The organism is Pseudarthrobacter raffinosi, from assembly GCF_023913835.1.
Lineage (GTDB): Bacteria > Actinomycetota > Actinomycetes > Actinomycetales > Micrococcaceae > Arthrobacter > Arthrobacter raffinosi.
Window position 1 is genome coordinate 131,388 of record NZ_JAMXBG010000003.1, and the last position, 23,005, is coordinate 154,392.

Annotated in this window: 24 protein-coding genes and 3 tRNA genes; 10 read left to right on the top strand and 17 right to left on the bottom strand. The window is 65.1% G+C overall.

Translation table 11 applies throughout. The annotated features are described in order from the left end of the window. The first annotated feature begins 22 nt into the window (after positions 1–22). Together NG697_RS04230 and NG697_RS04235 are read left to right on the top strand one after the other, a co-directional pair. Positions 23–427 carry a DUF4383 domain-containing protein gene (locus tag NG697_RS04230; RefSeq protein ID WP_252613678.1) on the top strand — a complete coding sequence of 135 codons (405 nt, stop codon included), beginning with the start codon at positions 23–25 and terminating at the stop codon, positions 425–427. A gap of 6 nt (positions 428–433) precedes the next feature. Further along, entirely contained in the window at positions 434–1,021 is a 588-nt protein-coding gene (locus tag NG697_RS04235) for a hypothetical protein (RefSeq protein WP_252607874.1), read from the top strand. 195 nt (positions 1,022–1,216) lie between these two features. Here the strand turns inward: NG697_RS04235 and NG697_RS04240 are convergent, their stop codons facing one another. Together NG697_RS04240 and NG697_RS04245 are read right to left on the bottom strand one after the other, a co-directional pair. After that, complete coding sequence (locus tag NG697_RS04240) at positions 1,217–2,833, bottom strand: monocarboxylic acid transporter (protein WP_252599999.1); 1,617 nt, start codon at positions 2,831–2,833, stop codon at positions 1,217–1,219. After that, positions 2,830–3,210 carry a DUF485 domain-containing protein gene (locus NG697_RS04245; RefSeq protein ID WP_252599998.1) on the bottom strand — a complete coding sequence of 127 codons (381 nt, stop codon included), beginning with the start codon at positions 3,208–3,210 and terminating at the stop codon, positions 2,830–2,832. The genes NG697_RS04240 and NG697_RS04245 overlap by 4 nt, the downstream gene beginning before the upstream one ends. Positions 3,211–3,388: 178 nt before the next feature. Here NG697_RS04245 and NG697_RS04250 point away from each other — a divergent pair, with 178 nt between their 5' ends. From NG697_RS04250 to NG697_RS04265, 4 genes are read left to right on the top strand one after another with little or no spacing between them, the layout of a single operon-like run. Further along, complete coding sequence (locus NG697_RS04250; RefSeq protein ID WP_252613679.1) at positions 3,389–4,579, top strand: sensor histidine kinase; 1,191 nt, start codon at positions 3,389–3,391, stop codon at positions 4,577–4,579. 33 nt (positions 4,580–4,612) lie between these two features. Beyond that, the gene (locus tag NG697_RS04255) at positions 4,613–5,335 is read left to right on the top strand and encodes a LytR/AlgR family response regulator transcription factor (RefSeq protein ID WP_058929530.1); all 723 of its coding nucleotides are present in this window, start codon (positions 4,613–4,615) and stop codon (positions 5,333–5,335) included. Beyond that, positions 5,332–5,682, top strand: a complete 351-nt coding sequence (locus NG697_RS04260; protein WP_252599996.1) for a DUF485 domain-containing protein — start codon at positions 5,332–5,334, stop codon at positions 5,680–5,682. The genes NG697_RS04255 and NG697_RS04260 overlap by 4 nt, the downstream gene beginning before the upstream one ends. A gap of 7 nt (positions 5,683–5,689) precedes the next feature. Further along, entirely contained in the window at positions 5,690–7,156 is a 1,467-nt protein-coding gene (locus tag NG697_RS04265) for a sodium/solute symporter (RefSeq protein ID WP_252599995.1), read from the top strand. A 24-nt stretch (positions 7,157–7,180) separates the two neighbouring features. Here the strand turns inward: NG697_RS04265 and NG697_RS04270 are convergent, their stop codons facing one another. From NG697_RS04270 to rpsB, 6 genes are all read right to left on the bottom strand, one after another. Then, positions 7,181–7,765 (bottom strand): DivIVA domain-containing protein, encoded by a 585-nt coding sequence (locus NG697_RS04270; protein WP_252599994.1) that lies wholly within the window; start codon positions 7,763–7,765, stop codon positions 7,181–7,183. Between the two features lie 92 nt (positions 7,766–7,857). Continuing rightward, a complete protein-coding gene (locus NG697_RS04275; RefSeq protein WP_252613680.1) occupies positions 7,858–8,781 on the bottom strand; it encodes a phosphatidate cytidylyltransferase in 924 nt (307 codons plus the stop codon). After that, positions 8,781–9,338 carry a ribosome recycling factor gene (gene frr / locus NG697_RS04280; protein WP_056348274.1) on the bottom strand — a complete coding sequence of 186 codons (558 nt, stop codon included), beginning with the start codon at positions 9,336–9,338 and terminating at the stop codon, positions 8,781–8,783. The genes NG697_RS04275 and frr overlap by 1 nt, the downstream gene beginning before the upstream one ends. A gap of 125 nt (positions 9,339–9,463) precedes the next feature. After that, entirely contained in the window at positions 9,464–10,201 is a 738-nt protein-coding gene (pyrH, locus tag NG697_RS04285) for a UMP kinase (RefSeq protein WP_252599992.1), read from the bottom strand. 127 nt (positions 10,202–10,328) lie between these two features. After that, positions 10,329–11,165 (bottom strand): translation elongation factor Ts, encoded by an 837-nt coding sequence (gene tsf, locus NG697_RS04290; protein ID WP_141139971.1) that lies wholly within the window; start codon positions 11,163–11,165, stop codon positions 10,329–10,331. 129 nt (positions 11,166–11,294) lie between these two features. Continuing rightward, positions 11,295–12,197, bottom strand: a complete 903-nt coding sequence (gene rpsB, locus NG697_RS04295; RefSeq protein ID WP_056348267.1) for a 30S ribosomal protein S2 — start codon at positions 12,195–12,197, stop codon at positions 11,295–11,297. A 403-nt stretch (positions 12,198–12,600) separates the two neighbouring features. Between rpsB and NG697_RS04300 the strand changes: the two genes are divergently transcribed. Continuing rightward, positions 12,601–13,089: a murein hydrolase activator EnvC family protein gene (locus NG697_RS04300; protein ID WP_252599990.1), complete on the top strand. Its 489-nt coding sequence runs from the start codon at positions 12,601–12,603 to the stop codon at positions 13,087–13,089. A gap of 47 nt (positions 13,090–13,136) precedes the next feature. Here the strand turns inward: NG697_RS04300 and NG697_RS04305 are convergent, their stop codons facing one another. From NG697_RS04305 to NG697_RS04330, 6 genes are all read right to left on the bottom strand, one after another. Then, positions 13,137–14,327 carry an acyl-CoA dehydrogenase family protein gene (locus tag NG697_RS04305; RefSeq protein WP_252613681.1) on the bottom strand — a complete coding sequence of 397 codons (1,191 nt, stop codon included), beginning with the start codon at positions 14,325–14,327 and terminating at the stop codon, positions 13,137–13,139. A 190-nt stretch (positions 14,328–14,517) separates the two neighbouring features. Continuing rightward, positions 14,518–14,591 (bottom strand) — tRNA-Ile (locus tag NG697_RS04310). A gap of 142 nt (positions 14,592–14,733) precedes the next feature. Next, positions 14,734–15,930: a glycosyltransferase gene (locus NG697_RS04315; protein WP_252613682.1), complete on the bottom strand. Its 1,197-nt coding sequence runs from the start codon at positions 15,928–15,930 to the stop codon at positions 14,734–14,736. 125 nt (positions 15,931–16,055) lie between these two features. Beyond that, positions 16,056–16,964, bottom strand: coding sequence for a DMT family transporter (locus NG697_RS04320; RefSeq protein ID WP_252607868.1), 909 nt, complete (start codon positions 16,962–16,964; stop codon positions 16,056–16,058). Continuing rightward, entirely contained in the window at positions 16,964–17,587 is a 624-nt protein-coding gene (locus NG697_RS04325; protein WP_252607867.1) for a CDP-alcohol phosphatidyltransferase family protein, read from the bottom strand. The genes NG697_RS04320 and NG697_RS04325 overlap by 1 nt, the downstream gene beginning before the upstream one ends. Positions 17,588–17,665: 78 nt before the next feature. Continuing rightward, a complete protein-coding gene (locus NG697_RS04330; protein WP_252599985.1) occupies positions 17,666–18,520 on the bottom strand; it encodes a phage holin family protein in 855 nt (284 codons plus the stop codon). A 190-nt stretch (positions 18,521–18,710) separates the two neighbouring features. Between NG697_RS04330 and NG697_RS04335 the strand changes: the two genes are divergently transcribed. The 3 genes from NG697_RS04335 (at position 18,711) to NG697_RS04345 (ending at position 20,633) form a co-directional block, all read left to right on the top strand. Next, complete coding sequence (locus tag NG697_RS04335; protein ID WP_252599984.1) at positions 18,711–19,934, top strand: multidrug effflux MFS transporter; 1,224 nt, start codon at positions 18,711–18,713, stop codon at positions 19,932–19,934. Between the two features lie 14 nt (positions 19,935–19,948). Further along, positions 19,949–20,140, top strand: a complete 192-nt coding sequence (locus NG697_RS04340; protein WP_252599983.1) for a hypothetical protein — start codon at positions 19,949–19,951, stop codon at positions 20,138–20,140. Positions 20,141–20,225: 85 nt separating this feature from the next. Beyond that, a complete protein-coding gene (locus NG697_RS04345) occupies positions 20,226–20,633 on the top strand; it encodes a hypothetical protein (protein WP_252607866.1) in 408 nt (135 codons plus the stop codon). Between the two features lie 50 nt (positions 20,634–20,683). Here NG697_RS04345 and NG697_RS04350 read toward each other — a convergent pair. The 3 genes from NG697_RS04350 to dnaG form a co-directional block, all read right to left on the bottom strand. Beyond that, positions 20,684–20,756: transfer RNA gene (locus tag NG697_RS04350), tRNA-Asn, on the bottom strand. Positions 20,757–20,881: 125 nt separating this feature from the next. Next, positions 20,882–20,954, bottom strand: a tRNA-Asn gene (locus NG697_RS04355). A 67-nt stretch (positions 20,955–21,021) separates the two neighbouring features. Next, positions 21,022–22,962, bottom strand: a complete 1,941-nt coding sequence (gene dnaG / locus NG697_RS04360) for a DNA primase (protein ID WP_252613683.1) — start codon at positions 22,960–22,962, stop codon at positions 21,022–21,024. Positions 22,963–23,005: the final 43 nt, after the last annotated feature.

Genomic DNA, 23,005 nt, shown 5'->3' on the forward strand with positions numbered 1-23,005 from the left:
CCTTACCGGAAGGATTCGGGCCATGCACACTTCTCCGAACCGCCTTGTCGCCACCGTCTTCGGTGCCGTTTATCTTCTTGTCGGCCTCCTGGGTTTCGTGGTGACGTCCGGCATCGGCTTCTTCGCCACGGAGGGCGCCAACCTCATCATTTTTGAAGTGAATCCGCTGCACAATGTCATCCACCTCGCGATCGGCGGCGCACTTCTGTACGCGGGCCTGAAAAGCACGGCCATGGCCCGTACGGTCAACACCGGCGTGGGTGCCGTCTATCTCCTGGTCGGTGTGCTTGGGCTGTTCCTGCTGACCTCGCCACTGAACATCATCGCGCTCAACGGCGCCGACAACGTCCTCCACTTGGCCAGCGCAGTCCTGCTGCTGGGCGTGGGTCTGTCCATGGACAAGTCCGCAACAGCCGTCCGGGCCTAGCCGGCCATGGCTGCCGAGCCAGGAGAGGGATGGGCCGTCCCGGCCGTCCGGCTCTTCGGCGGCTTCGCAGGATTCGGGGCCGGCTCAGTGAACCTCGCCGTTTCCTCAAGCCTCCTCGCGTTGCCGAAAGTGTCCGGCTCCGTCTGGCAGCCAGCCCTGGCGGTCGTCTCCGGCGGCTGGGGAGCGGCCCTGATCCTCTGGACGGTCCTGGCCTTGCACCGCGGACGGATTGTCGGGTCCGGGCGGACCGTGGCGTTCCTGCTGACGGCATCCGGGGCGCACATGGCGGCCCTTGCCTTCAGCAGCGACACGTCCAGCCTTCACCTCAGCCACCTCGCGGCGCTCCTGCTGACGCTCATGATTGTCGCGTCGGGCGCCTGGCTGAAGGGGCGCCGGCTCCGGGGAATGGACGACGACGGCATGGCGCCCGCCGCTGCCCGCCCGGGAATCCTGCTGCTCACCGCTTTCGCCGGTGCCGTGCTGGTGGCCGGAATCGCGACGCCGGGACTCGCCGCTTCCACAGCGGGCCAGTTTGCGGTGCCGCATGGTCAGCACGGCGGTCCGGCCATGCCGGCGGGCCACCATCAGCGCTGACGCCACCGCCTTTTTGCGCTGACGCCACCGCCTTTTTGAACGTCGCCCCCAGCTGAGCGTCGCCTGCGGCTCGCCTGCAGCTGGAACGTCAGAGAGCCCCTGTGCCTTTGCGGCATAGGGGCTCTCTGACTGTCAGCCGGTTCCGAAGTCCCAGTTTGCTCCGGACTGTCGGCTTGTTCGGTACTCAGTCATCAATCAGTGGTCCACGGCTTTCTCCGCACCCACACCGGTCAGGGAGCGTACTTCCATCTCGGCCTGCTTGGCCGCGTCCTCGCGCTTCTTGTCCAGCACCGTACCCAGCCAGCCGAGCAGGAACGCCAGCGGGATGGACACAATGCCGGGGTTGCTCAAGGGGAAGAAGGCGAAGTTGGCCCCCGGGATCATGGAGGTCTTCAGGCCGGAAACCACCGGCGAGAAGGCAATCAGGACAATGGCCGAGCCCAGGCCGCCGTACATGCTCCAGACCGCACCCTGGGTGGTGAACCGGCGCCAGAACAGCGAGTAGATGATGGTCGGGAGGTTCGCCGACGCCGCGACTGCGAAGGCGAGCGCCACGAGGAAGGCCACGTTCTGGCCGTTGGCGAAGATACCGCCCAGGATGGCCATCACGCCGATGACCACCACGGTGCGCCGCGCCACCTTAACCTCGGTGTCGGCGTCGGCCTTTCCCTTGGAGATGACGCTGGCGTAGATGTCGTGGGCAAACGACGCTGCGGCGGTGATGGTCAGCCCGGCCACCACGGCGAGGATGGTGGCGAAGGCGACCGCGGAGATGAAGCCCAGCAGCAGCGGCCCGCCCAGGAAGAAGGCAAGCAGCGGTGCAGCCGAGTTGACCCCGCCCGGTGCGGACTTGATGGTGTCGGCACCCACGAGGGCTGCGGCACCGTAACCGAGCACCAGGGTGAACAGGTAGAAGAGACCGATCAGCCAGATGGACCACACCACGGACTTGCGGGCTTCCTTGGCCGTGGGGACGGTGTAGAAGCGCATGAGCACGTGCGGCAGGGCGGCCGTGCCCAGAACCAATGCCAGGCCCAGGGACATGAAGTCGAGCTTGGAGGTGTCAGACTTGCCGTACTGCAGGCCCGGGTTCAGGACAGCCGGGTTGCCGGCGGTTTCAACAGCCGCACCGAGGAGGCTGGAAAGGTTGAAGCCGTAGATGGCGAGGACCCAGAGGGTCATCACGGCAGCGCCGGCGATCAGCAGGACCGCCTTAATGATCTGGACCCAGGTGGTGCCCTTCATCCCGCCGATCAGGACGTACATGATCATCAGGGCGCCGACGACGATGATTACCAAGGCCTGTCCGCCCCAGTCGCTGATGCCCAGCAGCAGGGAAACCAGGCTACCTGCTCCGGCCATCTGGGCCAGGAGGTAGAAGAAGCAGACGACCAGCGTGGAGATGGCGGCCGCGATGCGGACCGGGCGCTGCTTGAGCCGGAAGGAAAGGACATCCGCCATGGTGAACTTACCGGTGTTGCGCAGGAGTTCCGCCACCAGCAGCAGGGCAACCAGCCAAGCCACCAGGAAGCCGATGGAGTACATAAAGCCGTCGTAGCCGTTGATGGCAATGGCGCCGGTGATGCCCAGGAACGAGGCAGCGGACAGGTAGTCGCCGGCAATGGCCGTTCCGTTCTGGGAACCGGTGAACGACCGCCCCGCAGCGTAGTAGTCGGCCGCTGTTTTGTTGTTCCGGCTGGCGCGCAACACAATCACCATGGTGACAGCGACAAACAGGCCGAAGATGCCCATGTTGAGCAGCGTCGTTTCCTTAAGGTCCGCAACGTCTACGGCCGTGGCAATTCCGATCATTTGGTCACTCCACTCACGGCGTTGCCGTCCTTATCAAACTCATGGCCTTCGATTTCGTTGCGGATCTCGGCCGCGATGGGGTCCAGCTTCCGGTTGGAGTAGCTGACGTACCAGCCGGTGATGGCGAACGTGGAGACGAACTGGAGCAGGCCCAGGATCAGGCCGACGTTGATGTTGCCCCACACTTTGGTGGACATAAACTCGACGGCGTAGTCAGCCAGCAGGACATACGCGAAGTACCACAGCAGGAATGCCACGGCCATGGGGAACACAAAGCTGCGGTGACGTTTGCGCAGTTCCTGGAACCGCTCTGTCGACTGGACCTGTTCGAAGTCCACGGACGCCGCTGCGTCCGGAGTGTGGGCATCGTTACCCATCGTTCCTCCTCATTGAGACTTGCTTGGTTCACACGGGCCAGCCTGCGGGCAGGATGCGGACAATGTGACTGCAATCACTCTGCGGTATGGCGGGTGTACATTCCAGAGCCATGGCCGGAACGGTCGCTCAACGGCTACGATGCTGCGACTAACGGCACCCGCCGCTACGCTGGGCACCATGCCGGACTCCCCCCTCCTGACTGCAGCCGCCGTTGCGGTGATCATCTTGGCGATCGCCGTCGTCGTCGGTGTTGGCATCAAGCTGCTCCGATCCTTCCGTGAGCTTGGCACCGACGCCGAACGCGCCACGTACAACACCCTCCACGCTGCATCGAGTGCCGGGCAGCATCTGCGTACGGGCCTCAATCCGGCGGGCGCCGCCAAGGCGAGCCGGCAGCTCAGGAACTTGCTGGGCTGTGATGCGCTGGCCATCACCGATACGGCCGGCGTGCTGGCCTGGGACGGTGCCGCCGAGGAACTGAAGCCCCGGTTGATGGAACTGGCTGCGGACGTCCTGATCGGCGGGCGGACGGCGGTGCTCCAGGCGCGGGACCTGGGGACGGGCCATGCCTCCGGAAACCTCGCCGCCGTCATCGCTCCGGTCCGGGCCGGGTCACGGGTGGTGGGCGTCGTGGCGGCGTTTGCCCCGTCGGCGGGCGCAGGCCTGGTCCGTGCCACCAGCGAGGTGGCTGACTGGGTGGCCGTCCAGGTGGAGCTCGCCGAGCTGGACGCGTCCCGGACGCTGCTGATGGAAGCCGAAGTGCGGGCGCTGCGTGCCCAGATCAGTCCGCACTTCATCTACAACTCGCTGAACGCCATCGCGTCGTTCATCAACACGGATCCGGAGCGGGCGCGCGAGCTGGTGGTGGAGTTCGCTGATTTTACGAGGTACTCGTTCCGGCGCCACGGTGACTTCACCACGCTGGCGGAGGAACTGCGCTGCATCGACCGGTACCTGCTGCTGGAGCGCGCCCGTTTCGGTGACCGCGTCCAGGTCAGCCTGCGGATCGCGCCTGAAGTCCTGAGCACCGTCATCCCGTTCCTGAGCCTGCAGCCGCTGGTGGAGAACGCCGTCAGGCACGGCCTGGAGGCCAAGGAAGGGGCGGGCCACATCACCATCACGGCCAATGATTCGGGCGCCTATGCGGAAGTGACCATAGAGGACGACGGCGTGGGGATGGACCCTGCCGAGCTCCAGTCGATGCTGGCAGGGCACCACGACGGCGACCACGTGGGGCTGCGCAACGTGGACGCCCGGCTCCGACAGGTTTACGGGGACCAGCACGGCCTGGTGATCGAGACAGCCCCGGGCGAGGGAACGCTGATCACCATGCGCGTGCCCAAGTCCCAGCCCGGCCACGACGCCTGAACGCCTGGTTTCCAAGGCGGCTAATGTAGGACCATGATTAATGTCCTCGTCGCCGACGACGAGTTACCCGCCGTGGAGGAGCTGGCCTATCTCCTGGGCAAGGATGACCGGATCGGGGTCATCCACCGGGCCATTTCGGGCACAGAAGCGTTGCGGGCCCTGAACACCGCAACGGTTGACGCCGTCTTCCTGGATATTCACATGCCCGCCGTGTCCGGCCTTGATGTTGCCCGCGCCATCGCGCGCAGCAGCAAGCCGCCGGTGGTGGTGTTTGTCACCGCGGACGAGGACTGCGCCCTGGAGGCGTTCGAGCTTGCCGCCGTGGACTACCTCCTTAAGCCCGTCCGGGCCGAGCGGCTGTCCCGGACGGTGGGACGGATCAGCGAGCTACTGCGCGACGGCGGCGGCCCCGCCCCCGAGATGATCACCGTTGACCAGGGCGGCACCACCAGGATGATCAGGCGCGACGACGTCACGTACGTCCAGGCGCAGGGCGACTACGCCCGGCTGCACACCGCGGATGCCAGCTATCTCATCCGGGTTCCGCTGGCAGACCTGGAGCAGCAGTGGGCCGAGGCCGGGTTTATCCGGACGCACCGGTCCTACCTCGTGGCGCTGAAGCATGTGCAGTCCATGAAGCTGACGGCGGACAAACCCAGCGTCTCGGTGGCCGGTGCCGGCCTGCCCATCAGCCGCCGCCACCTTCCCACGGTCAGGGAAAAACTGGAAGCCACCCGCATCCGGCCGCAGGCATGACCCGGGTCCGCGTCACCGCTCCGCGCTCGGCACCCCGGCCGGCCCGGGAGTCCCGCGAGGCGGCGGAGGAATCCGAGGTGGGGCAGGTCTTCGTCCGCTCCCTGATCCGTTCCCAGCTGCGGCTGGCCGTGGTGGTGGCCATCGGCTTTATGCTGGTCCTGTGCGCGTTCCCGTTGCTGCTGGCAGCCCTACCGGGCCTCGCCGAGACCCGGATCGCGGGGATCCCGTTCGACTGGATCCTGCTCGGTGCAGGCATTTATCCCGTCATCGGCCTCAGCGCCTGGCTGTATATCCGGACCGCCGCACGGAACGAGGCCCGCTACCGGGACCTGGCCGGGGACGAGTGACCACCTCATGAATCCCGCAGTGGGTGTGATCGCTCTCGTGTTGGTTTCGCTGGCAACGGCCGCTATCGGGTTTTACGGCCTGCGGATTTCCCGGACCACGGGCGATTTCTACGTGGCTTCCCGGACCGTCAAGCCATGGTGGAACGCCTCGGCCATCGGCGGGGAGTACCTCTCGGCGGCGAGTTTCCTGGGCGTGGCCGGACTGATCCTGCTGTCCGGTACCGACGCGCTGTGGTTTCCCGTGGGCTACACCGCCGGCTACCTGATGCTGCTGCTGTTTGTGGCCGCACCGCTGCGCCGCTCCGGCGCGTACACGATCCCGGACTTCACCGAGGCGAGGCTGGATTCGCGCGCGGTCCGCCGTGTGACCAGCGTGGTGGTGGTTGTGGTGGGCTGGCTGTACATAGTGCCTCAGCTCCACGGCGCGGCCTTGACCATCCGGATCACCACCGGGCTGCCGGCCTGGGTAGGCTCCGTGGCCGTGGTGGTTGTGGTGTGCCTGACAGTTGTGGCCGGAGGCATGCGCTCCATTACGTTTGTGCAGGCGTTCCAGTTCTGGCTGAAGCTCACCGCCCTTGCCGTGCCCGTCCTCTTCATCGTGTTCACGCTCGCCGGTGACGGGAGCGCCGCCGTGGCCCCCGCCGTCGTGAATCCCACCGGGCTGGCCCCCGCCGGGCCGTACCAGAACATCTCGCTGCTGGTGGCGCTGCTGTTCGGCACGCTGGGACTCCCCCATGTCCTGGTCCGCTTCTACACGAATCCGGACGGACACTCGGCACGGCGGACCACGCTGATCGTGCTCGGGCTGCTCTCCGTTTTTTACCTGTTTCCCACCGCCTACGGGCTGGTGGGGCGGATGTTCGCGCCCGAACTTGCCCGGTCAGGGCAGGCCGACGCGGTGGTTCTCCTCCTGCCGGGGCAGCTGATCGGTGGAACCGCGGGCGACCTGCTCTCAGCGTTGGTGGTGGCCGGGGCCTTCGCCGCGTTCCTGTCCACCACCTCGGGCCTGGTGGTCTCGCTGGCGGGCGTGATCAGCCAGGACGTCCTGGGCGGCAGCGTGCGTGGATTCCGGGTCGCCGCCGTCGTCTCCGCTGTGGTTCCGCTGGGATTTGCCGTGATGACTGATTCCCTGGCTCTGGCGGGCAGCGTGGGCCTGGTGTTCGCGTTTACCGCCTCCACTGTGTGCCCGGTGCTTCTGCTGGGCATCTGGTGGCGGGGACTCACCGATGCCGGCGCCATTGCCGGAATGGTGACCGGCGGCGTCCTCTGCGGCGGCGCCATGGTGTGGGGAACGGTCCTGGGCGCTGCCGGCACGCCCTTCTGGCTGGCCCAGCCGGCGGCGTGGACGGTTCCCGCCGCCTTCGCCGTGACGGTGATTGTCTCCCGGGGCACAAAACACCGGATTCCGCGGACCATGAGCCGCGTCATGACCCGGCTGCACACTCCCGAACGGCCGTTGGTGACCGAACGGTGAGTCCCGTGATCAGCTAACGGGCAGTCAGTCGATGGCCGCCATGAGTTCAACCGCGCGGTCCAGGAAGGCATCAACCTGGGTCTCTTCGTAACCGTCCTTGCCCACGGCGGGACGGAAGACCACCCTGCGGACATTGTCCACGCTGAGCGGCTTGTCCTCTTCGAGGTAGCCGATCAGGTCGTAGCAAAGATTGTCCACGTCCAGGGTGTTGTAACTGCGGGCCTTCTTTTTTGACGGGCGCCGGAAGCGCTCGCCGTCAGGCCGGTGGAGGCGGCCCCGGAGGATCCCGGAGAGGCTGCCGATCTCCCGCAGCCAGGCATCCTCGCCCTTGGCGGCGATCAGTTCGTCCCGTTCGCGGCGGGCGAAGGCGTCTTCGAGCCGGTCCAGCGCTGCGTCGACGACGGCGGCAGCGTAGCCTCCCTTGACCGGGTCAAAGGAGACGCTCCGGACATCGGCGCTGGTGACGGCGTGGATGGCGGCCTTCGGCGTCTCGAGTGCCACCCTGGCCCGCTGGAGGAACTGGTCCACCTGTTTGGCGTTGTACCCGAATTCGTTGCCCCGCACGCGCTCAAACGACGCGGGGATTTTCCGTTGAAAGTCCAATGCCACTGTTGTTCCTTTGTTGCTTCAGCTGGGTCAGGTTACGCACCAGTCTATTGGCGCTGCCGGCGGTCCGGCGAAGATAGTCCGAGAGGGTCGCGTCAGACGCCCGCAACCAGTGCGAACAGCACAAAGGCCACGGGACAGGCGAAGACGATGGAGTCCAGGCGGTCCATGACGCCCCCATGTCCGGGCAGGATGCTGCTCATGTCCTTGATCCCGAGTTCACGTTTGACCATCGACTCGGCCAGGTCTCCTGCGGTGGATGCTGCAACGACGCCCACGGCGAGGACCACACCGACCCACCAGGGTTTGCCCAGCAGGAGAATGCTGGCAAGGATGCCGATCAGCACGGCCCCGGCAATGGAGCCGGCGAAGCCTTCCCATGATTTCTTGGGGCTGATCTTCGGGGCCATGGGGTGTTTGCCCAGCGATGCGCCCACGAGGTAGCCGAACGTGTCGTTCGAGACGACCAGCAGCAGCATCACGGCCACCTGCCAGGCCCCGGGCGGCACGGTTCCGCCAGGCCAGAGACCCACCGGGGTGGCGACGCCGACGGCGTGCAGCGGCAACGTGGCGAAACTGATGAAGAACGGGACCCAGCCCAGCGTGAACACGCCGGCAAAGATGCTGTTCGCTGATCCGGCAGGGTTCTCCACTGAACGCCAGAGGAGGACTGCCACGCAGCTCAGGAGCATGGCGAAAAGCAGGCTCTCAAGTCCGCCGAGATAGGCGGCGAACGGCATGGCGACTGTACCCACCATGACCGGGACGATGGGCATCCTGGTCCCGTTCGCCTCCAGGGCACGGAAGATCTCCCAGACTCCGAAGACCGCGAACCCTGTGGTGACAGCCACGAATCCGAGCGGGAGGAAAACCAGGCCGCCCAGCACGCCGATCAGCATGGCCAGGCCCACCACAATGGCTGCCGGAAGATTCCGGCCGGCCTTGGGCGTCGGATTGCTCCGCAACTGTTTCCCCCTGGTGCGCGCCCTTTGGGTGGGCGCCTGCTCTGCCTGGCTCATCAGACTTCGAGCAGCTCTGCTTCCTTGCGCTTGAGCAGCTCGTCGATGCCGTCCACGTGCGATTTGGTCAGGCCATCCAGTTCCTTTTCGGCGCGGCTGCCTTCGTCCTCGCCGGCTTCGCCGTCTTTGACGAGCTTGTCCAGCGTTTCCTTGGCCTTGCGCCGGATGTTGCGGATGGAGATCTTCGCGTCCTCGCCCTTGGTCTTGACGATCTTGACGTATTCCTTGCGGCGTTCCTGGGTCAGGTCCGGGATGGTGATCCTGATGACGTTGCCGTCGTTGGAGGGGTTGGCGCCCACCTCGGAATCACTCAGGGCCCGCTCGATGTCGCGCAGTGCGGTCTTATCGAACGGCGTGATGAGGATGGTGCGCGCGTCCGGAATGGCGAAGGAGGCAAGCTGCTGCAGCGGGGTGGGCGAACCGTAGTAGTCCACCAGGACCTTGTTGTAAAGGCCCGGATTTGCCCGTCCGGTGCGGATCGAGGCGAAGTCTTCCTTGGCTACCTCTACCGCCTTGTCCATCTTCTCTTCGGCTTCGAGCAAGGTTTCTTCGATCACTGTCTCTCCTCAGAAATCAGTGCAGTCCGGGTACCGGTTCCCTGCACAATCTTGGTTCATGGTTCCTGGTTCCATTGTTGCCCGGTTGCGGGCATGGAACCGTGCTCAGATCATCCTAGCTGCAGCTACGGGGTCACCAGGGTACCGAGCTTTTCGCCCAAGATGGCGCGGGTGACGTTCCCTTCGCCTTCCATCCCGAAAACCACCATGGACAGGTTGTTGTCCTTGCACATGGTCATCGCGGTCTGGTCCATGACCCTGATGTCGCGGCGCAGGGCGTCGTCGTAGCTCAGCGTGTCCAGCTTCTCGGCAGTGGGGTCCTTCTTGGGATCCGCGGTGTAGACGGCGTCCACGCCGCTCTTGGCCATCAGAACGACGTCCGCGTGGACCTCCAGGGCGCGCTGGGCGGCCACTGTGTCCGTGGAGAAGTACGGCAGGCCGGCTCCGGCGCCGAAGATGACCACTCGGCCCTTTTCCATGTGGCGGATGGCCCGGCGGGGAATGTACGCCTCGGCGACTTGCCCCATGGTGATGGCGCTCTGGACGCGGGTTTCAACGCCGGCCTGCTCCAGGAAGTCCTGCAGTGCCAGGCAGTTCATGACGGTGCCGAGCATGCCCATGTAGTCGGCGCGCGAGCGGTCCATGCCGCCCTGGGACAGTTCCGCGCCGCGGAAGAAGTTGCCGCCGCCGACGACGATGGCAACTTCCACTTCGGGGACCGCTGCGGCGATCTGCTTGGCGACGTCGCGCACAGTGTCGGGATCAACGCCCAGCTTGCCGCCGCCGAAGACCTCGCCCGACAACTTCAGGAGGACGCGGCGCCTGCTTTTCTCTGGCTGGCTTGAAGAATTGACGGCTTCCATGGGTGCCTTCCCGTTGGTGAACTCTGAAAAAGGTTATCGTGCCGGGTGGCCAAAGGTCTCATCGGACGTTTCGCCGGTGCATGCAAAAGGGGCGGCCACCGAAGTGGCCACCCCTTTGCGGATTCGACTAGGAGCCGACGCGGAAGCGTGCGAAGGACGTGCCCTTGACGCCGGCCTCTTCGAGGACCTGCGCCACAGACTTCTTGGCGTCCTTGGCGAAAGCCTGGTCAACCAGGACCTCACCCTTGTAGAAGCCCGTAACGCGGCCTTCCACAATCTTGGACATTGCGGCCTCGGGCTTGCCTTCAGCCTTGGCGGTCTCTTCGGCAATGCGACGCTCGGACTCGACAAGGTCGGACGGAACGTCTTCGCGGGTCAGGTAGTTCGGGGACATCGCTGCGATGTGCACTGCAATATCGTGTGCGGCGGTGGCAGCGGCTTCGCCTTCACCCTCAACAGCGAACAGGACGCCGACCTGGGCCGGGAGATCCTTGGACGTCTTGTGCAGGTATGCGTCAACAGTGCCGCCCTCAATGCGGGACAGCTTGCGGACAACAACCTTTTCGCCGAGGATTGCGCCTTCTTCGACGACAACCTCGGACAGCGGCTTGCCGTCAACTTCGATGGCCAGGAGGGTGTCGAGGTCGGCAGCGCCGGACTCCACAGCCACGGCCAGGACCTTATCGGCCAGCTGGATGAACTTGTCAGCCTTGGCGACGAAGTCGGTCTCGCAGTTGACCTCGATCATCACGCCGACGCCGTTGCTGACCTTTGCGGCCACCAGGCCTTCGGCGGTGGAGCGGCCTTCGCGCTTGGTAGCGCCCTTGAGGCCCTTGATGCGGATGATCTCGATGGCCTTTTCGGCGTCACCGTTGGCTTCGTCAAGAGCCTTCTTGACATCCATCATGCCGGCGCCGGTGCGCTCGCGCAGAGCCTTGATATCAGCGGCAGTGTAGTTCGCCATGTGAACCCCTCTGTCTAGAAAATGTATGTGGTGTACGGACCGACAGGACAGCGGCTCACCGGGTGAGCCGCCATCCTGTCAGGTGCTCCGGCGCTGCAGGCAGCGCCGGAGAATCCGGATTTACTAGTGTTACTTGTCAGCGTCGGCGGCGGGAGCCTCGGCAGCAGCCGGAGCTTCCTCGGCAACCGGAGCAGCTTCTTCGGCTGCCGGAGCGGCAGCTTCTTCAGCAGCCGGAGCAGCCTCAGCGGCAGGTGCTTCTTCAGTCTTGCTGCCTTCGAGGAGTTCGCGCTCCCACTCAGCCAGCGGCTCTTCCGGAGCTTCCGTGGTGCCCGTGGCGCGGTTGTGGCGGGCGATGAGGCCCTCAGCAACGGCGTCGGCGACAACGCGGGTCAGCAGGTTCACGGAGCGGATGGCGTCGTCGTTGCCCGGGATCGGGAAGTCGACTTCGTCAGGATCGCAGTTGGTGTCTAGGATGGCCACAACCGGGATGTTCAGCTTCTTGGCTTCGTCAACGGCCAGGTGTTCCTTCTTGGTGTCCACGATCCAGAGCACGGAAGGTGCCTTGGTCAGGTTGCGGATACCGCCGAGGTTGGTTTCCAGCTTGGTGAGTTCACGGCGAAGGAGCAGCAGTTCCTTCTTGGTGTACGCGGAACCGGCGACGTCGTCGAAGTCGATCTCTTCCAGTTCCTTCATGCGCTGGATGCGCTTGGAAACGGTCTGGAAGTTGGTCAGCATACCGCCGAGCCAGCGCTGGTTCACGTAAGGCTGTCCAACACGGGTAGCCTGCTCAGCGATGGATTCCTGGGCCTGCTTCTTGGTGCCGACGAAGAGTACGGTGCCGCCGTGTGCAACGGTGGCCTTTACGAACTCGTAGGCGCGGTCGATGTAGGACAGCGACTGCTGAAGGTCAATGATGTAGATGCCGTTGCGCTCCGTGAAGATGAATCGCTTCATCTTCGGGTTCCAACGACGGGTCTGGTGTCCAAAGTGGACGCCGCTGTCAAGCAGCTGGCGCATAGTTACGACGGGCATGCCGGCGCTCCTTCCGGCAGGTCATTCATGAGAGAGCCTTTCAGGCCCTCTTACCCTGCCAATAGTTGACGGTTAATTAGCGTGGCCCAAGGCGGGCCGTGCTCCTGGCATCCATTGCGACTCTCATCAGGACCGCGAGGCCCTGACCGCAAGAGACACAATCCTCCTCATACAAAGCCGGGGCTTCAGATTTGGAGGGCTGGATACGCGTAGTCAGTTGCTGCTCCCCCGCATTCCTGAATGAGGCGTGCCGACGCAAGCGTTGAGGGCACAGCAAACTGCTCCACCAAGTGTACAACAGGAGCCAATAGCCGAAGGACAACCCGAAGGCCTTCGACGGGCGTTTTCCACATGGCCGAAGTGCGCACTCCCGCTGCGGGATCCGGCACGCAAAGCTGGGTTTATGAAAGCAATACTTGCCCTCGCCGCTGTGCTGCTACTACCGGCCGCGGCGGCTCCAGCGCCGCGCGCCTCCTGGGAGTGGCCGCTCTCCCCCAGGCCCGCGGTGCTGCGCGCCTTTGACCCGCCGGACAAGCCATGGATGAGCGGGCACCGTGGCGTGGACCTTGAGGCGACGCACGCCGGCGTCCCGGTCACCTCGCCGGAGTCCGGCACCGTCAGTTTCGTGGGAGTAGTGGTGGACCGCCCCGTGATTACCATCGATCACGGGGGCGGCCTCCGCAGCAGTTTTGAGCCAGTCGGAAGCCCGCTCACGGCCGGGGCCGTGGTGGCGAAGGGCGAGATCATCGGAACGCTGCAACCCGGGCACTGCGGCGCTCTTGCCTGCGTCCACTGGGGCGTGAGGCGGGGGGACGCCTACGTCAATCCGCTCGAATTCGTCACCGACCTCCGCCCGTCCATCCTGCTGCCCCTGGGGCTGGACACTGGCTGACCGCCGAGCGCTGACGGCTGACGGCTGACGGCTGACGGCTGACGGCTCTAGACGATCGCCGAGATCCCGGTGATGGCGCGGCCGGTCACGAGGGTGTTGATCTCGTGGGTTCCCTCATAGGAGTAGATGGCTTCAGCGTCGGCAAATATCTTGGCCATCTCGAAGTCGGTCACGATGCCGTTGCCGCCCAGGAGGCTACGGCCGATCGCCACGCTCTCGCGCATCCCGGCGGTGGTGAATGCCTTGGCAAGGGCGGACTGTTCGTCCTTGGCCTGGCCGGCATCCTCCAGCTGGGAAAGCCGGACCATCATGCCCATGGAGCTGACTGCGTTCCCGAGGATCTGTACCAGCTGGCTTTGGACGAGCTGGAATGATGCCAGCGGGCGGCCGAACTGGTGGCGTTCCACGGCGTAGCGGCGGGCCACGTCGAAGGCTGCCAGCTGCTGTCCGACTGCCTGCCAGCCGACGGACAGCCGCGTGACCTTCAAGACCTTGTTGGTGTCGCGGAAGCTGTTGGCGCCCGCCAGCTTGAAGAAGTCCGGAACCACCACGTTCTCCAGGACGATGTCCGCGTTCTGTACGGTCCGAAGGGAGATCTTGTTTTCAATCTTGGTGGCGCTGAAGCCGGGCAGCGCCGTATCCACAAGGAATCCCTTGACCTGGTTGTCGGCGAGGTCCCGGGCGTAGACGACCACCCAATCCGAGAAAGTAGCGTTGCCGATCCAGCGCTTGGCGCCATTGAGGATCCACGTGTCGCCGTTCCGCTGTGCTGTGGTGCGCGTGCCGCCGGCTACGTCGGAACCTCCCAGAGGCTCCGTGAGGCCGAACGCGCCGATCTTCTTCAGCGAATAGATATCCGGGAGCCAGGCGTCCTGCTGTTCCTGGGAAGCCAGGGCTTCGATGGAGCCGGTAAACAGCCCGTCGTGCACGCCCATGAAGGTGGCGATGGAGGTATCGGCGCGCGTGGCCTCGGCATGGACCAGGCCGGCAAACAGGTTGGAGTAGCCCTGGCGCCGCACAGGGCTCACCAGGTCGATTTCGGCCAGCTTGGGAATGAGCTCCATGGGGAACTCGCCGCGGTTCCAGCAGTCCACGGCAATCGGCCGGACTTCGCGGGCGAGGAAGCCCCGGATCTCGGCGAGCCGGTCCTGCTCCTTGGCGGTGAGAAGCTGCTCGAAGGCGAAGAAGTCGCCGTCGGCGTACGGAAGGTTGTTGATGTCAACAGAGGCTTTGGACATTTGGTTCCCTCGCAAAGATCAGCAGCGCGGACAGGCCAGCCATGGCAGGACAGGCCGGGACTCAGCGGCTCGGTAAGTTACTGGTCAGTAACATACCGCAGATTGCGGGAAAACGAAAGAAACCGCGGCCGACGATCTCTCGTCAGCCGCGGTTCCACGATGGTTTGGTTCCTGCGGTGTCGTGCTTGGGTAGGGCTACTCGGACTTGAACCGAGGACCTTAGGATTATGAGTCCCGCGCTCTAACCAGCTGAGCTATAGCCCCCCTGCCCTTGCCGGCGTGGTCCGCGGAGGACTTCAGCTTCAGCAGGGCAAAAACACTCTAGCAAACAGTGGCGGGCATCAGGACCACACAGTCCGGGCGCCGGGGTCCGGGCAGGCTTGAGCGGGCCACTGCGAGACCGCTGTCAGAGGGCTTTGTCGTCGTAGCTTGCACCCCGGTAGAGGTCCTCGAAGGTCTGTAGCGTGCCCTCGATGCTGTGCGGTTCCACCATCCGCCGGCTGGCCTGGCCCATTGCCGCCCGTTCCTCGGCCGGCAGCTGGAGGATCCGCGTGATCTTGGCTGCGAGGTCGTCGCTGTCGTTGGGTGTGAACAGATAGCCGTTCTCGCCGTCGCGCACCAGGTGCGGCAGTGCCATGGCATCCGCCAACAGGACGGGCGTGGAGGCAGACATGGCCTCAAGGGTCACCAGTGACTGAAGCTCCGCGGTCCCCGGCATGCAGAACAGGTCCGCCTTGATGTAGGCCTCCCGGAGGTCCTCATCGCTGGCCAGTCCCAGGAATTTCACCCGCTCCCCCAGTCCGAGCCGTTCCGCCTGCGCTTCAAGAGCGGCGTGGACTTCGCCGCCGCCCACAATTTCCAGGTGGACGTTGAGCTCCGCGGGGGTCTTGGACACGGCATTGATGAGCACGTCCACGTGCTTTTCCTCGGCCAGGCGCCCCACAAACACCACTGTTGGATGGGCGTGCGGTTCGATCACTTCGCCGGGCTGCAGCTCATAGGCTGCGGAGTCAATGCCGTTGGAGAGTGGGAGCACCTTGTGCAGGAAAGCGTGCTGGTGCATGGCCTTGGCCGCCAATGGTGTGGGCGTGGTGACGACGTCAGCCTGCCCCATGACCTTGCCCATGTCCTTCCAGGAGATCTTGCCGATGATGTCCTTGAACCACTGCGGGAACGGCAGGAACGGGTTCAGGTTCTCCGGCATGAAGTGGTTGGTCGCCACGATCCTGATGCCCCGCTTCGCCGCTTCGTAGAGGACGTGCTCGCCGATCATGTAGTGGCTCTGGATGTGCACCACATCGGGCTTGATCCGATCGAAAAGGAGGCCGATCTCCTTCTTGATTTCCCAGGGGAAGCAGATGCGGAAGTACTCGTGCGTGAAGACCCCGTGGGAACGGAGCCGGTGCACGGTGGCCTCGGAGCGGAACTCGGTGAAGCTCGCGCCGTCGTCCGCCCGGCAAGCCAGCACATGCACGTTGTGGCCGCGTCCGCTCATGCCGTTGGCCAGGCGGTAGCTGAACTGTGCGGCCCCGTTGATGTGGGGCGGATACGTATCCGCGGCGATCAGGATGGTCAGGGGAGGCTGGTCAGAGGGCGTTGTCACGTGAAGAGCTCCTGAAGGTCACGGCACGGGCAGCTGTCGCTGGCCGCACCGGTTGGCCGCCGGCACGGTAGCGCGGGGCCTCTTGGAATCGGCTGGTCATGAAGGTGCGCGAGTTGGGTAACAAGCTAGTGGGACGCCCTGCCCGCCGCCTTCCGCGCATCTTTCCTGCGCTTGGTGACCTCGGGATGGTGCCTGGAAAGGGCGATCACCCCCACGATAGCAAGCGAAGCAGCCGTAGCCATGGCAATCGCCATCACGGCGTGGACGTCCGGGCGCAGCTCGCCCAGGATCACGATGCCGATGGCGATGCCCACGATCGGGTCGATGACCGTCAGCCCGGCGATGACAAGGTCCGGCGGGCCGCCCGAGTAGGCGCTCTGCACAAACCAGGAACCCAGGCCGCCGGCCGCCGCGATGGCCACCACCGAATACCACTGGACATTGAGCAGGGCCAGCCCGTTGGGGTCCAGCAGGTGCTTGCCGATGATGCGCGTCAGCACCGCGACAAAGCCGAACAGGACGCCGGCGCCGAGGATGTAGACAAACGCGCTCATCCGGTGCCGGAACATGACCGCCAGGGTGCCGAACACGCCGACGGCCAGTGCCAGCAGCAGCACGATGGTGAGCTCGTCCTCCTGGCTCACATGGTGGTTCTCCTGCGTCACGTTGACGGCGAGCAGGACAAAAAGTGCGGAACCTGTCACGCAGGCCGCGATGGACACCATGGTGGCCCGGTTGATGGTGATGTCCTGGTCGCGGGCGTTCACCACGGTGGTAATGACCAGCGCAATGGCGCCGATCGGCTGCACCACCGTCAGCGGCGCGGAGACCAGGGCCACCGCGTTCATTCCCATCCCGAGGCACAGCAGGAGAAGTCCCAGCACCCACCGCGGATTGCGGAGCAGGCGGAGGAAGCCGTTTGAACTCAGCGCCAGCCCGCCGGTGTCGGCTTTGACGGCGCTCCCCTGCTTCTGCGCACCAAAGGCAAGGCAGAATGCCCCAAGCACCGCCAGCAGAACCGCCACCCATACCATCAGGCGGTGCCGCCGTCGTGATGGGACTGCATACGGCCCTTCCGCAGGATGGCCCAGAAATAGTTGTACGCGGCAATCCAGTGGCCGGCGAGCCCAAGTCCCAGCACGATCCAGGCCGCAACATACAGCGGCCCGGCGAAAGGGGTGTCCAATCGCGACAGGACCAGCAGGGGTGTGCCCAGGAGCAGGAGTCCGGTGCGGACTTTGCCCACACGGCTCACTGGCAGGTCCGGGTGGCCCCGGAAGTAGGAGAGCGTCAGCACCAGGAGCACGGCGTCAGGCACCAGGAGTGCGGCCAGGTACAGCCAATGGACGACGCCGGCAATCACCAGGGTGACCGCCACCGCGATCAGGGCAAGCCGGTCAGCCAGCGGATCCATGACGCGGCCGAGCTTGGACGCCTGGTCGAAGCGGCGGGCCACGTAGCCATCAATCCAGTCGGTTCCCGCCATGACCACCAGGACCACAACGGCGGTCCCATAGTCCTTCTGGGCCAGCACGAGCCAGACAAAAAGTGGTACGCCCATAAAGCGCAGCACTGTCAGGGCGTTGGGGATGGTGAAGACGCGGTCGTGGTCAACCTGGGGGCGGCCGGGCCGCGCACCAGCGCCGATGAACCTCAATCCGTCCCCCTTCCTTAGAGCCCAGTGTGACTTCAGAGCCCAGTGTGACTTCAGAGCCCAGTGTGACGTGTTGTGTTGTTAGGGGTTCCGCAGCAGCCGGCGCAGGAGCACCACAAAGATAGTTGCGGAGGCTGCAAGTGCGGCAAGTGGCTTCCAGCGGACGCCGGCGCCGTCCGGGGATCCGGAGAAGTCAGCGAACTTTTGGCTGGCCTTGGCAGCGCCATGTTCGACGGCAGCCTTGCCCTCCCCCAGTTTTTCCTTGGCAGCGCCCAGCAGGAACATGGCCTGCGGCTTGATGTCGAGCTCGGTATCCAGTTCGTCGCGGATCTGGGCCAGGTGGCGCCGGCGCTGCTCCAGGCGGCGGTGAAGCTCGGGTTCGGAGGCCTGCGGGAACTCTTTTTTGTGCGCCTCGGCCTTGGCTTCCTTCTCGGCCTTGGCCTTCGCGGCAGCCTCGTCCTTGGCAGCCTTGGCGGCCTTGGCCTCCGGGCTGGCCGGATCGAGCAGCGCGGCGTTGAAGTCCGAGCCTTCCTTGGCGATGCCGAGATCGTGTTTGATGCCGCGGATGGTCTCGGCCGGGACCAGGGGCATGGCCTGCTTGAATTTGCGAACGCCGATCAGGCCGCCAATGAGGGCGATGACCAGGAACAGGGCGCAGACGAGCAGCGCGGCGAGCCACGCCGGCATGATGGTGGCCAGGCCCATAATGGCGGCCACGATCAGGCCAACCACCAGGAAAGCCACAAAAATAAGCGCAACGGCGAAGAAGGCTGCGGCGACACCTACCTGGATGCCCTTGCGCTTCAGCTCGATCTTGGCGAAGGCGATTTCATCGTTGAGTTGGCGAGGGGCCAGACGGAAAAGAAGTTTCAGCGTCCTGGGCAGCGCGGTGATCCGCAATCCCTGGCTGGTGCGCCCGGTGTGACGTCCGCTCATCGGTTCCCGCCTAACTTGTTGCGTAGTCTGCTGCCTGGTTGGTTCGGCATCCGTGTGCTGTGGGAGCCCGCGGCAGCACGGTCCCGCCCCCAAAACTATCATTCAGGTTCAGCGCAAACTTCCGGGTTGGCCGCACGGCGCGCCTGCAACCCCGGAAAGATGGAACTTCCGGGGCCTAGGATTGATCTCCGTGACCACTCCCTCGAATCCGGGCGATTCGCTGACCCGCCGCCGGAAACTGTTGTACATCCTCCTCCTCGGCGCCCTCACCGCGTTGGGTCCGTTCACGATCGACCTGTACCTGCCTGCGTTCCCGGCACTGGAAGCGAGCCTCGGGGTCACCGAGGCCCAGGTTCAGCTGACACTGGCCGGCACCACCGTCGGCTTTGCCCTCGGCCAGCTGGTGGTGGGCCCCTTCAGCGACAAGTTCGGCCGGCGGCTCCCGCTGATCCTGGCCACGGCCCTGCACATTGCCTCCTCCGTGGGAGCAGCCCTGTCCACCGATATCTCCACGCTGGGCCTCTTCCGCGTCCTCATGGGCGTGGGTGCTGCGGGCGGCGGCGTGGTGGCGATGGCAATGGTGCGGGACCTGTTCTCCGGCTATGCCATGGTCCGGATGTTCTCGCGCATGGCCCTGGTGAACGGGCTGGCACCGATCCTGGCCCCGGTGATCGGATCGCAGCTGCTCCTGGTGATGCCCTGGCCGGGAATCTTCGTGTTCCTGGCCGGCTACGGCACCCTGGTGATCATCGCCGCGCTCGTTTTGGTCCGCGAAACACTGCCACCGGAGAAACGCGGCCTGACCGGAATGACCGCCGGCCAGCGCTACAAAGTTCTTTTTACGGACCGGATCTTCGTGGGCCTGTTGGTGGTGGGCGGCATGAACTTCGCTGGCCTCTTCACCTACCTGTCCGCGTCGCCGTTCCTGTTCCAGGACATTTTCGGGTTCTCGCCGCAGGAATACGGCCTGCTGTTCGGCATCAATTCCCTGGGCATTGTGGCCGGCGTCCAGACCAGCTCCAGGCTCATCCGTACTGTCCCGCCGCAATGGATCCTTGCTTGTTCCACAGCCTGGATGTTCCTTATGGCCCTGCTGATCGTGGTCTTTGACCAGGCCGGCCTGGGGCTCTGGGGTGTGATGGTTCCGCTCTGGTTCTACATCATGGGCGCAGGCTTTACATTCCCCTGCGTGCAGGTGCTGGCCCTGAGCAGCCACGGCGCACAGGCCGGGACGGCCGCGTCCCTCCTGGGTGCCGCGACCTTCCTGATGGCCGGCCTGGTTTCACCGGTGGCGGGGTGGCTGGGCATCACCAGCTCCACCCCCATGGGCGCCGTTCAGGCCGCTTGCATACTGGTGGCGATAGCGGGCCTCTGGCTGGTCGTCAGGCCCCGCAGCGTGCCCTCGATCCACTGAACCCCGTCGACCCAATGATGAAACCCACAAAACGCAAACCGCACCGCAACCCCCGGGGACTGTTCCTCGGGGCGGTGCTGGGCGCCGTCGCCGGTTACTTCCTTGGGCGCGTGTTCGGCAGTGGCGCCATCGGCATTATCCTCGGCGCGCTGGCAGGTGCTGCCCTGCTGTACCGGGTCAACCCGGGCCCCTGGAACCGTCCCTAGCTGTTGGGACGTGGCGCCAAATCCCGGTCCACCGGGGAGGGCCCACCCCTGCCGCCCGGGAGCTTTCCCACGATAAAATGAATCCGTGCCCCGCTGGCAGTTCCACTCGCCGCCCCCGGCCACATGGCAACGTTGCGACTCAGGCATATTGCCCATGTGGTGGGACCGGCTGTGCGCCCAAACCGGCCAGCAGTCCGCGGCCCTCTATGCCGCCGGACTCTTCACGGACGACCGGCGGCGGCCCATCGCGCAGTGGTTCAACGCCGCCTTCAACGCCGCCCTCCTGGTGGCCCCGGAGACCTCGCCTGAGTGGCCCGTGCAGCGCTTCGGGATCTTCTACGCACCACCGGCCTCCGGCTTCGTCCGCGTGTATTCAGCACCCCATGAATGGCATCCGCGCGAGCCCCGCAAGTACCCCACCGAGCAGGACGCCTTCCGCGCGGCCATTGCCGAGGCTGAGCGCTTCCTGCAGGTGGAAATGGACTTTGTGTGAATGCAAAAGATCCCCGCCCTCACAGAGGCCGGGGATCTTTTGTTTGTTTGCTCCTCCTGCTGGACTTGAACCAGCAACCCTTCGATTAACAGTCGAATGCTCTGCCAATTGAGCTAAGGAGGAATGAAGCAGGTACGACCTTAGCAAAGCTTTCCCAGGAATGGGAAATCGGCGGCGGTACACCACGAAATACCCTCCCCGGGTATAAAAAAATCCCCGTTCCGGAGATCCGGAACGGGGATTGTGCGCTCCTCCTGCTGGACTTGAACCAGCAACCCTTCGATTAACAGTCGAATGCTCTGCCAATTGAGCTAAGGAGGAATGAAGCGGGTACCAGCCTAGCAAAGACACCCGCTGGAAGCGAAATCAGGAGTGAAATCGGCGCGTTTCAGGCGTCCGAGCGCAGTGCCCGGCGCTCCATTTCGAGCATCATCAGTTCCCTGTTGAGCCGCTGGAAATCCTCCGGGTTCGCTGCCGGATCCAGCCGTTGCAGCTGGCCCATCTTGTCCGCCTTGACCCGCGTGATCTGGAGCTCGAACAGCCGGGACAGAATGTCCTTGCAGTACTTCTGGACGGCTTCAGCGGTGCTCGCGGGAAGCGGCACCACAGCAAGCTCGGACACCAGCGGCCGGAGGGGTTCCGGGACTTCGTGCATCACTTGTTCCACCCAGCGCAGGGGCTCACCGATAAGTCCGGGACCCGAGGCGCGCATGGCGTCGTGCACGGCCTGGAACGCCGGCGTTACGAACCGTGCGGCCGCGAAGCGCTCCCAGATGCCGCCGCCCAGAAGGGCGGACTCCTGCAGCGCCACTTCCAGCGCCTGCCGCTCCATGGAGGCCACGGGGTCCCGGGGGTCGGGCCGCTGGTAGGAAGGGACGGCGCCCGACGTCGGCCCGGCAGCCACGCCGGGTCCGCCCGCCTGGGCGGAACCCGCCGCGGCGGACGCCATCTGGCCCGGGGCACCGGCGGGCGTTCCCGGTGCAGCCGGCCCGCCCGGGGCGGCACGCTTCATGGCGACGCCCACAGCCCGGCTGACGTCTTCAACCGAGATGCCGAGCCAGCCGGCCAGTTCCCGGGCATACTCGGGCCTGATGGCTGCGTCGCGGATCTGCGCCACCACCGGAGCCGATTCCCGCAGCGCGGCCACCCGGCCCTCCACGGTGTCCAGGTTGTGGCGCCTGAGCGTGGCCTTGATGGCAAACTCGAACAGCGGCCGGCGCGTGGCGATCAGGTCCTGCACGGCGGCGTCGCCCCTGCTTTGGCGCAGGTCGCAGGGGTCGGCGCCGGTGGGCTCCACGGCAACATAGGTCTGGGCGGTAAAGCGCTGGTCTTCCTCGAAGGCACGCAGTGCCGCCTTCTGCCCGGCGGCGTCACCGTCAAAGGTGAAGATGACCTCTCCCCCGGTGCCGTCGTCGGATAGCAAGCGGCGGGCGATCTTAATGTGCTCGGTGCCGAACGCCGTGCCGCAGGTGGCCACCGCCGTCGGAATTCCCGCCAGGTGGCAGGCCATCACGTCGGTGTATCCCTCCACCACCACGAGCTGGCGGTCTTTGGCGATGCTGCGCTTGGCGAGGTCGATCCCGTAGAGCACCTGGGACTTCTTGTAGAGCGTGGTTTCGGGAGTGTTGAGGTATTTGGGCCCCTGGTCGTCCTCGTAGAGTTTGCGGGCGCCGAAGCCGATGGTGTCGCCGGCGATATCGCGGATGGGCCAGATGAGCCTGCCACGGAACCGGTCATAGATGCCCCGGTTGCCTTCGGAGAACATGCCCGTTAGCTTCAGCTCCTGGTCCGTGAAGCCACGGCCGCGCAGGTGCTTCAGCAGCGCATCCCAGCCCTGCGGCGCGTAGCCCACGCCGAACTGCTCCGAGGCGGCGCGGTCAAAGCCGCGGCCGAACAGGAAGTTCCGGCCTTCGGCGGCCCCGGGCGTCAGCAGCTGGGCGCGGAAGTACTCATCGGCGATTTTGTGGGCATCCAGGAGGCGCTGGCGCTTGCCCACTTCCTCACGGTTGGGGCCGGTGCCGCCGTCTTCGTAGCGCAGTTCGTACCCGATGCGGGCCGCCAGCTTTTCCACTGCCTCGTGGAAAGAGGTGTGGTCCTGTTTCTGCACAAAGGCGATGACGTCCCCGTCTTCGCCGCACCCGAAGCAGTGGTACCTGCCCACCTGGGGGCGCACGGTGAACGACGGCGACCGCTCGTCGTGGAAGGGGCACAGGCCCTTGTAGGTTCCCAGCCCGGCACCCTTGAGCGTGACGTAGCCGTCAACCACTTCCTTGATGTCCGTGCGCTGGCGTACTTCGTCTATGTCTTCACGTTTGATCAGGCCAGCCACAGAGCCATCCTAGTCCCGGGGTCCGACAGCGAACGCGTCGCTA

What these genes read in the sequence shown, in the direction of transcription:
- NG697_RS04230 (WP_252613678.1), top strand. Translation starts at nt 23, where the DNA reads ATGCACACTTCTCCGAACCGCCTTGTCGCCACCGTCTTCGGTGCCGTT.
- NG697_RS04235 (WP_252607874.1), top strand. Translation starts at nt 434, where the DNA reads ATGGCTGCCGAGCCAGGAGAGGGATGGGCCGTCCCGGCCGTCCGGCTC.
- NG697_RS04240 (WP_252599999.1), bottom strand. Translation starts at nt 2,833, where the DNA reads ATGATCGGAATTGCCACGGCCGTAGACGTTGCGGACCTTAAGGAAACG.
- NG697_RS04245 (WP_252599998.1), bottom strand. Translation starts at nt 3,210, where the DNA reads ATGGGTAACGATGCCCACACTCCGGACGCAGCGGCGTCCGTGGACTTC.
- NG697_RS04250 (WP_252613679.1), top strand. Translation starts at nt 3,389, where the DNA reads ATGCCGGACTCCCCCCTCCTGACTGCAGCCGCCGTTGCGGTGATCATC.
- NG697_RS04255 (WP_058929530.1), top strand. Translation starts at nt 4,613, where the DNA reads ATGATTAATGTCCTCGTCGCCGACGACGAGTTACCCGCCGTGGAGGAG.
- NG697_RS04260 (WP_252599996.1), top strand. Translation starts at nt 5,332, where the DNA reads ATGACCCGGGTCCGCGTCACCGCTCCGCGCTCGGCACCCCGGCCGGCC.
- NG697_RS04265 (WP_252599995.1), top strand. Translation starts at nt 5,690, where the DNA reads ATGAATCCCGCAGTGGGTGTGATCGCTCTCGTGTTGGTTTCGCTGGCA.
- NG697_RS04275 (WP_252613680.1), bottom strand. Translation starts at nt 8,781, where the DNA reads ATGAGCCAGGCAGAGCAGGCGCCCACCCAAAGGGCGCGCACCAGGGGG.
- pyrH (WP_252599992.1), bottom strand. Translation starts at nt 10,201, where the DNA reads ATGGAAGCCGTCAATTCTTCAAGCCAGCCAGAGAAAAGCAGGCGCCGC.
- tsf (WP_141139971.1), bottom strand. Translation starts at nt 11,165, where the DNA reads ATGGCGAACTACACTGCCGCTGATATCAAGGCTCTGCGCGAGCGCACC.
- rpsB (WP_056348267.1), bottom strand. Translation starts at nt 12,197, where the DNA reads ATGCCCGTCGTAACTATGCGCCAGCTGCTTGACAGCGGCGTCCACTTT.
- NG697_RS04300 (WP_252599990.1), top strand. Translation starts at nt 12,601, where the DNA reads ATGAAAGCAATACTTGCCCTCGCCGCTGTGCTGCTACTACCGGCCGCG.
- NG697_RS04305 (WP_252613681.1), bottom strand. Translation starts at nt 14,327, where the DNA reads ATGTCCAAAGCCTCTGTTGACATCAACAACCTTCCGTACGCCGACGGC.
- NG697_RS04320 (WP_252607868.1), bottom strand. Translation starts at nt 16,964, where the DNA reads ATGGTATGGGTGGCGGTTCTGCTGGCGGTGCTTGGGGCATTCTGCCTT.
- NG697_RS04330 (WP_252599985.1), bottom strand. Translation starts at nt 18,520, where the DNA reads ATGAGCGGACGTCACACCGGGCGCACCAGCCAGGGATTGCGGATCACC.
- NG697_RS04340 (WP_252599983.1), top strand. Translation starts at nt 19,949, where the DNA reads ATGATGAAACCCACAAAACGCAAACCGCACCGCAACCCCCGGGGACTG.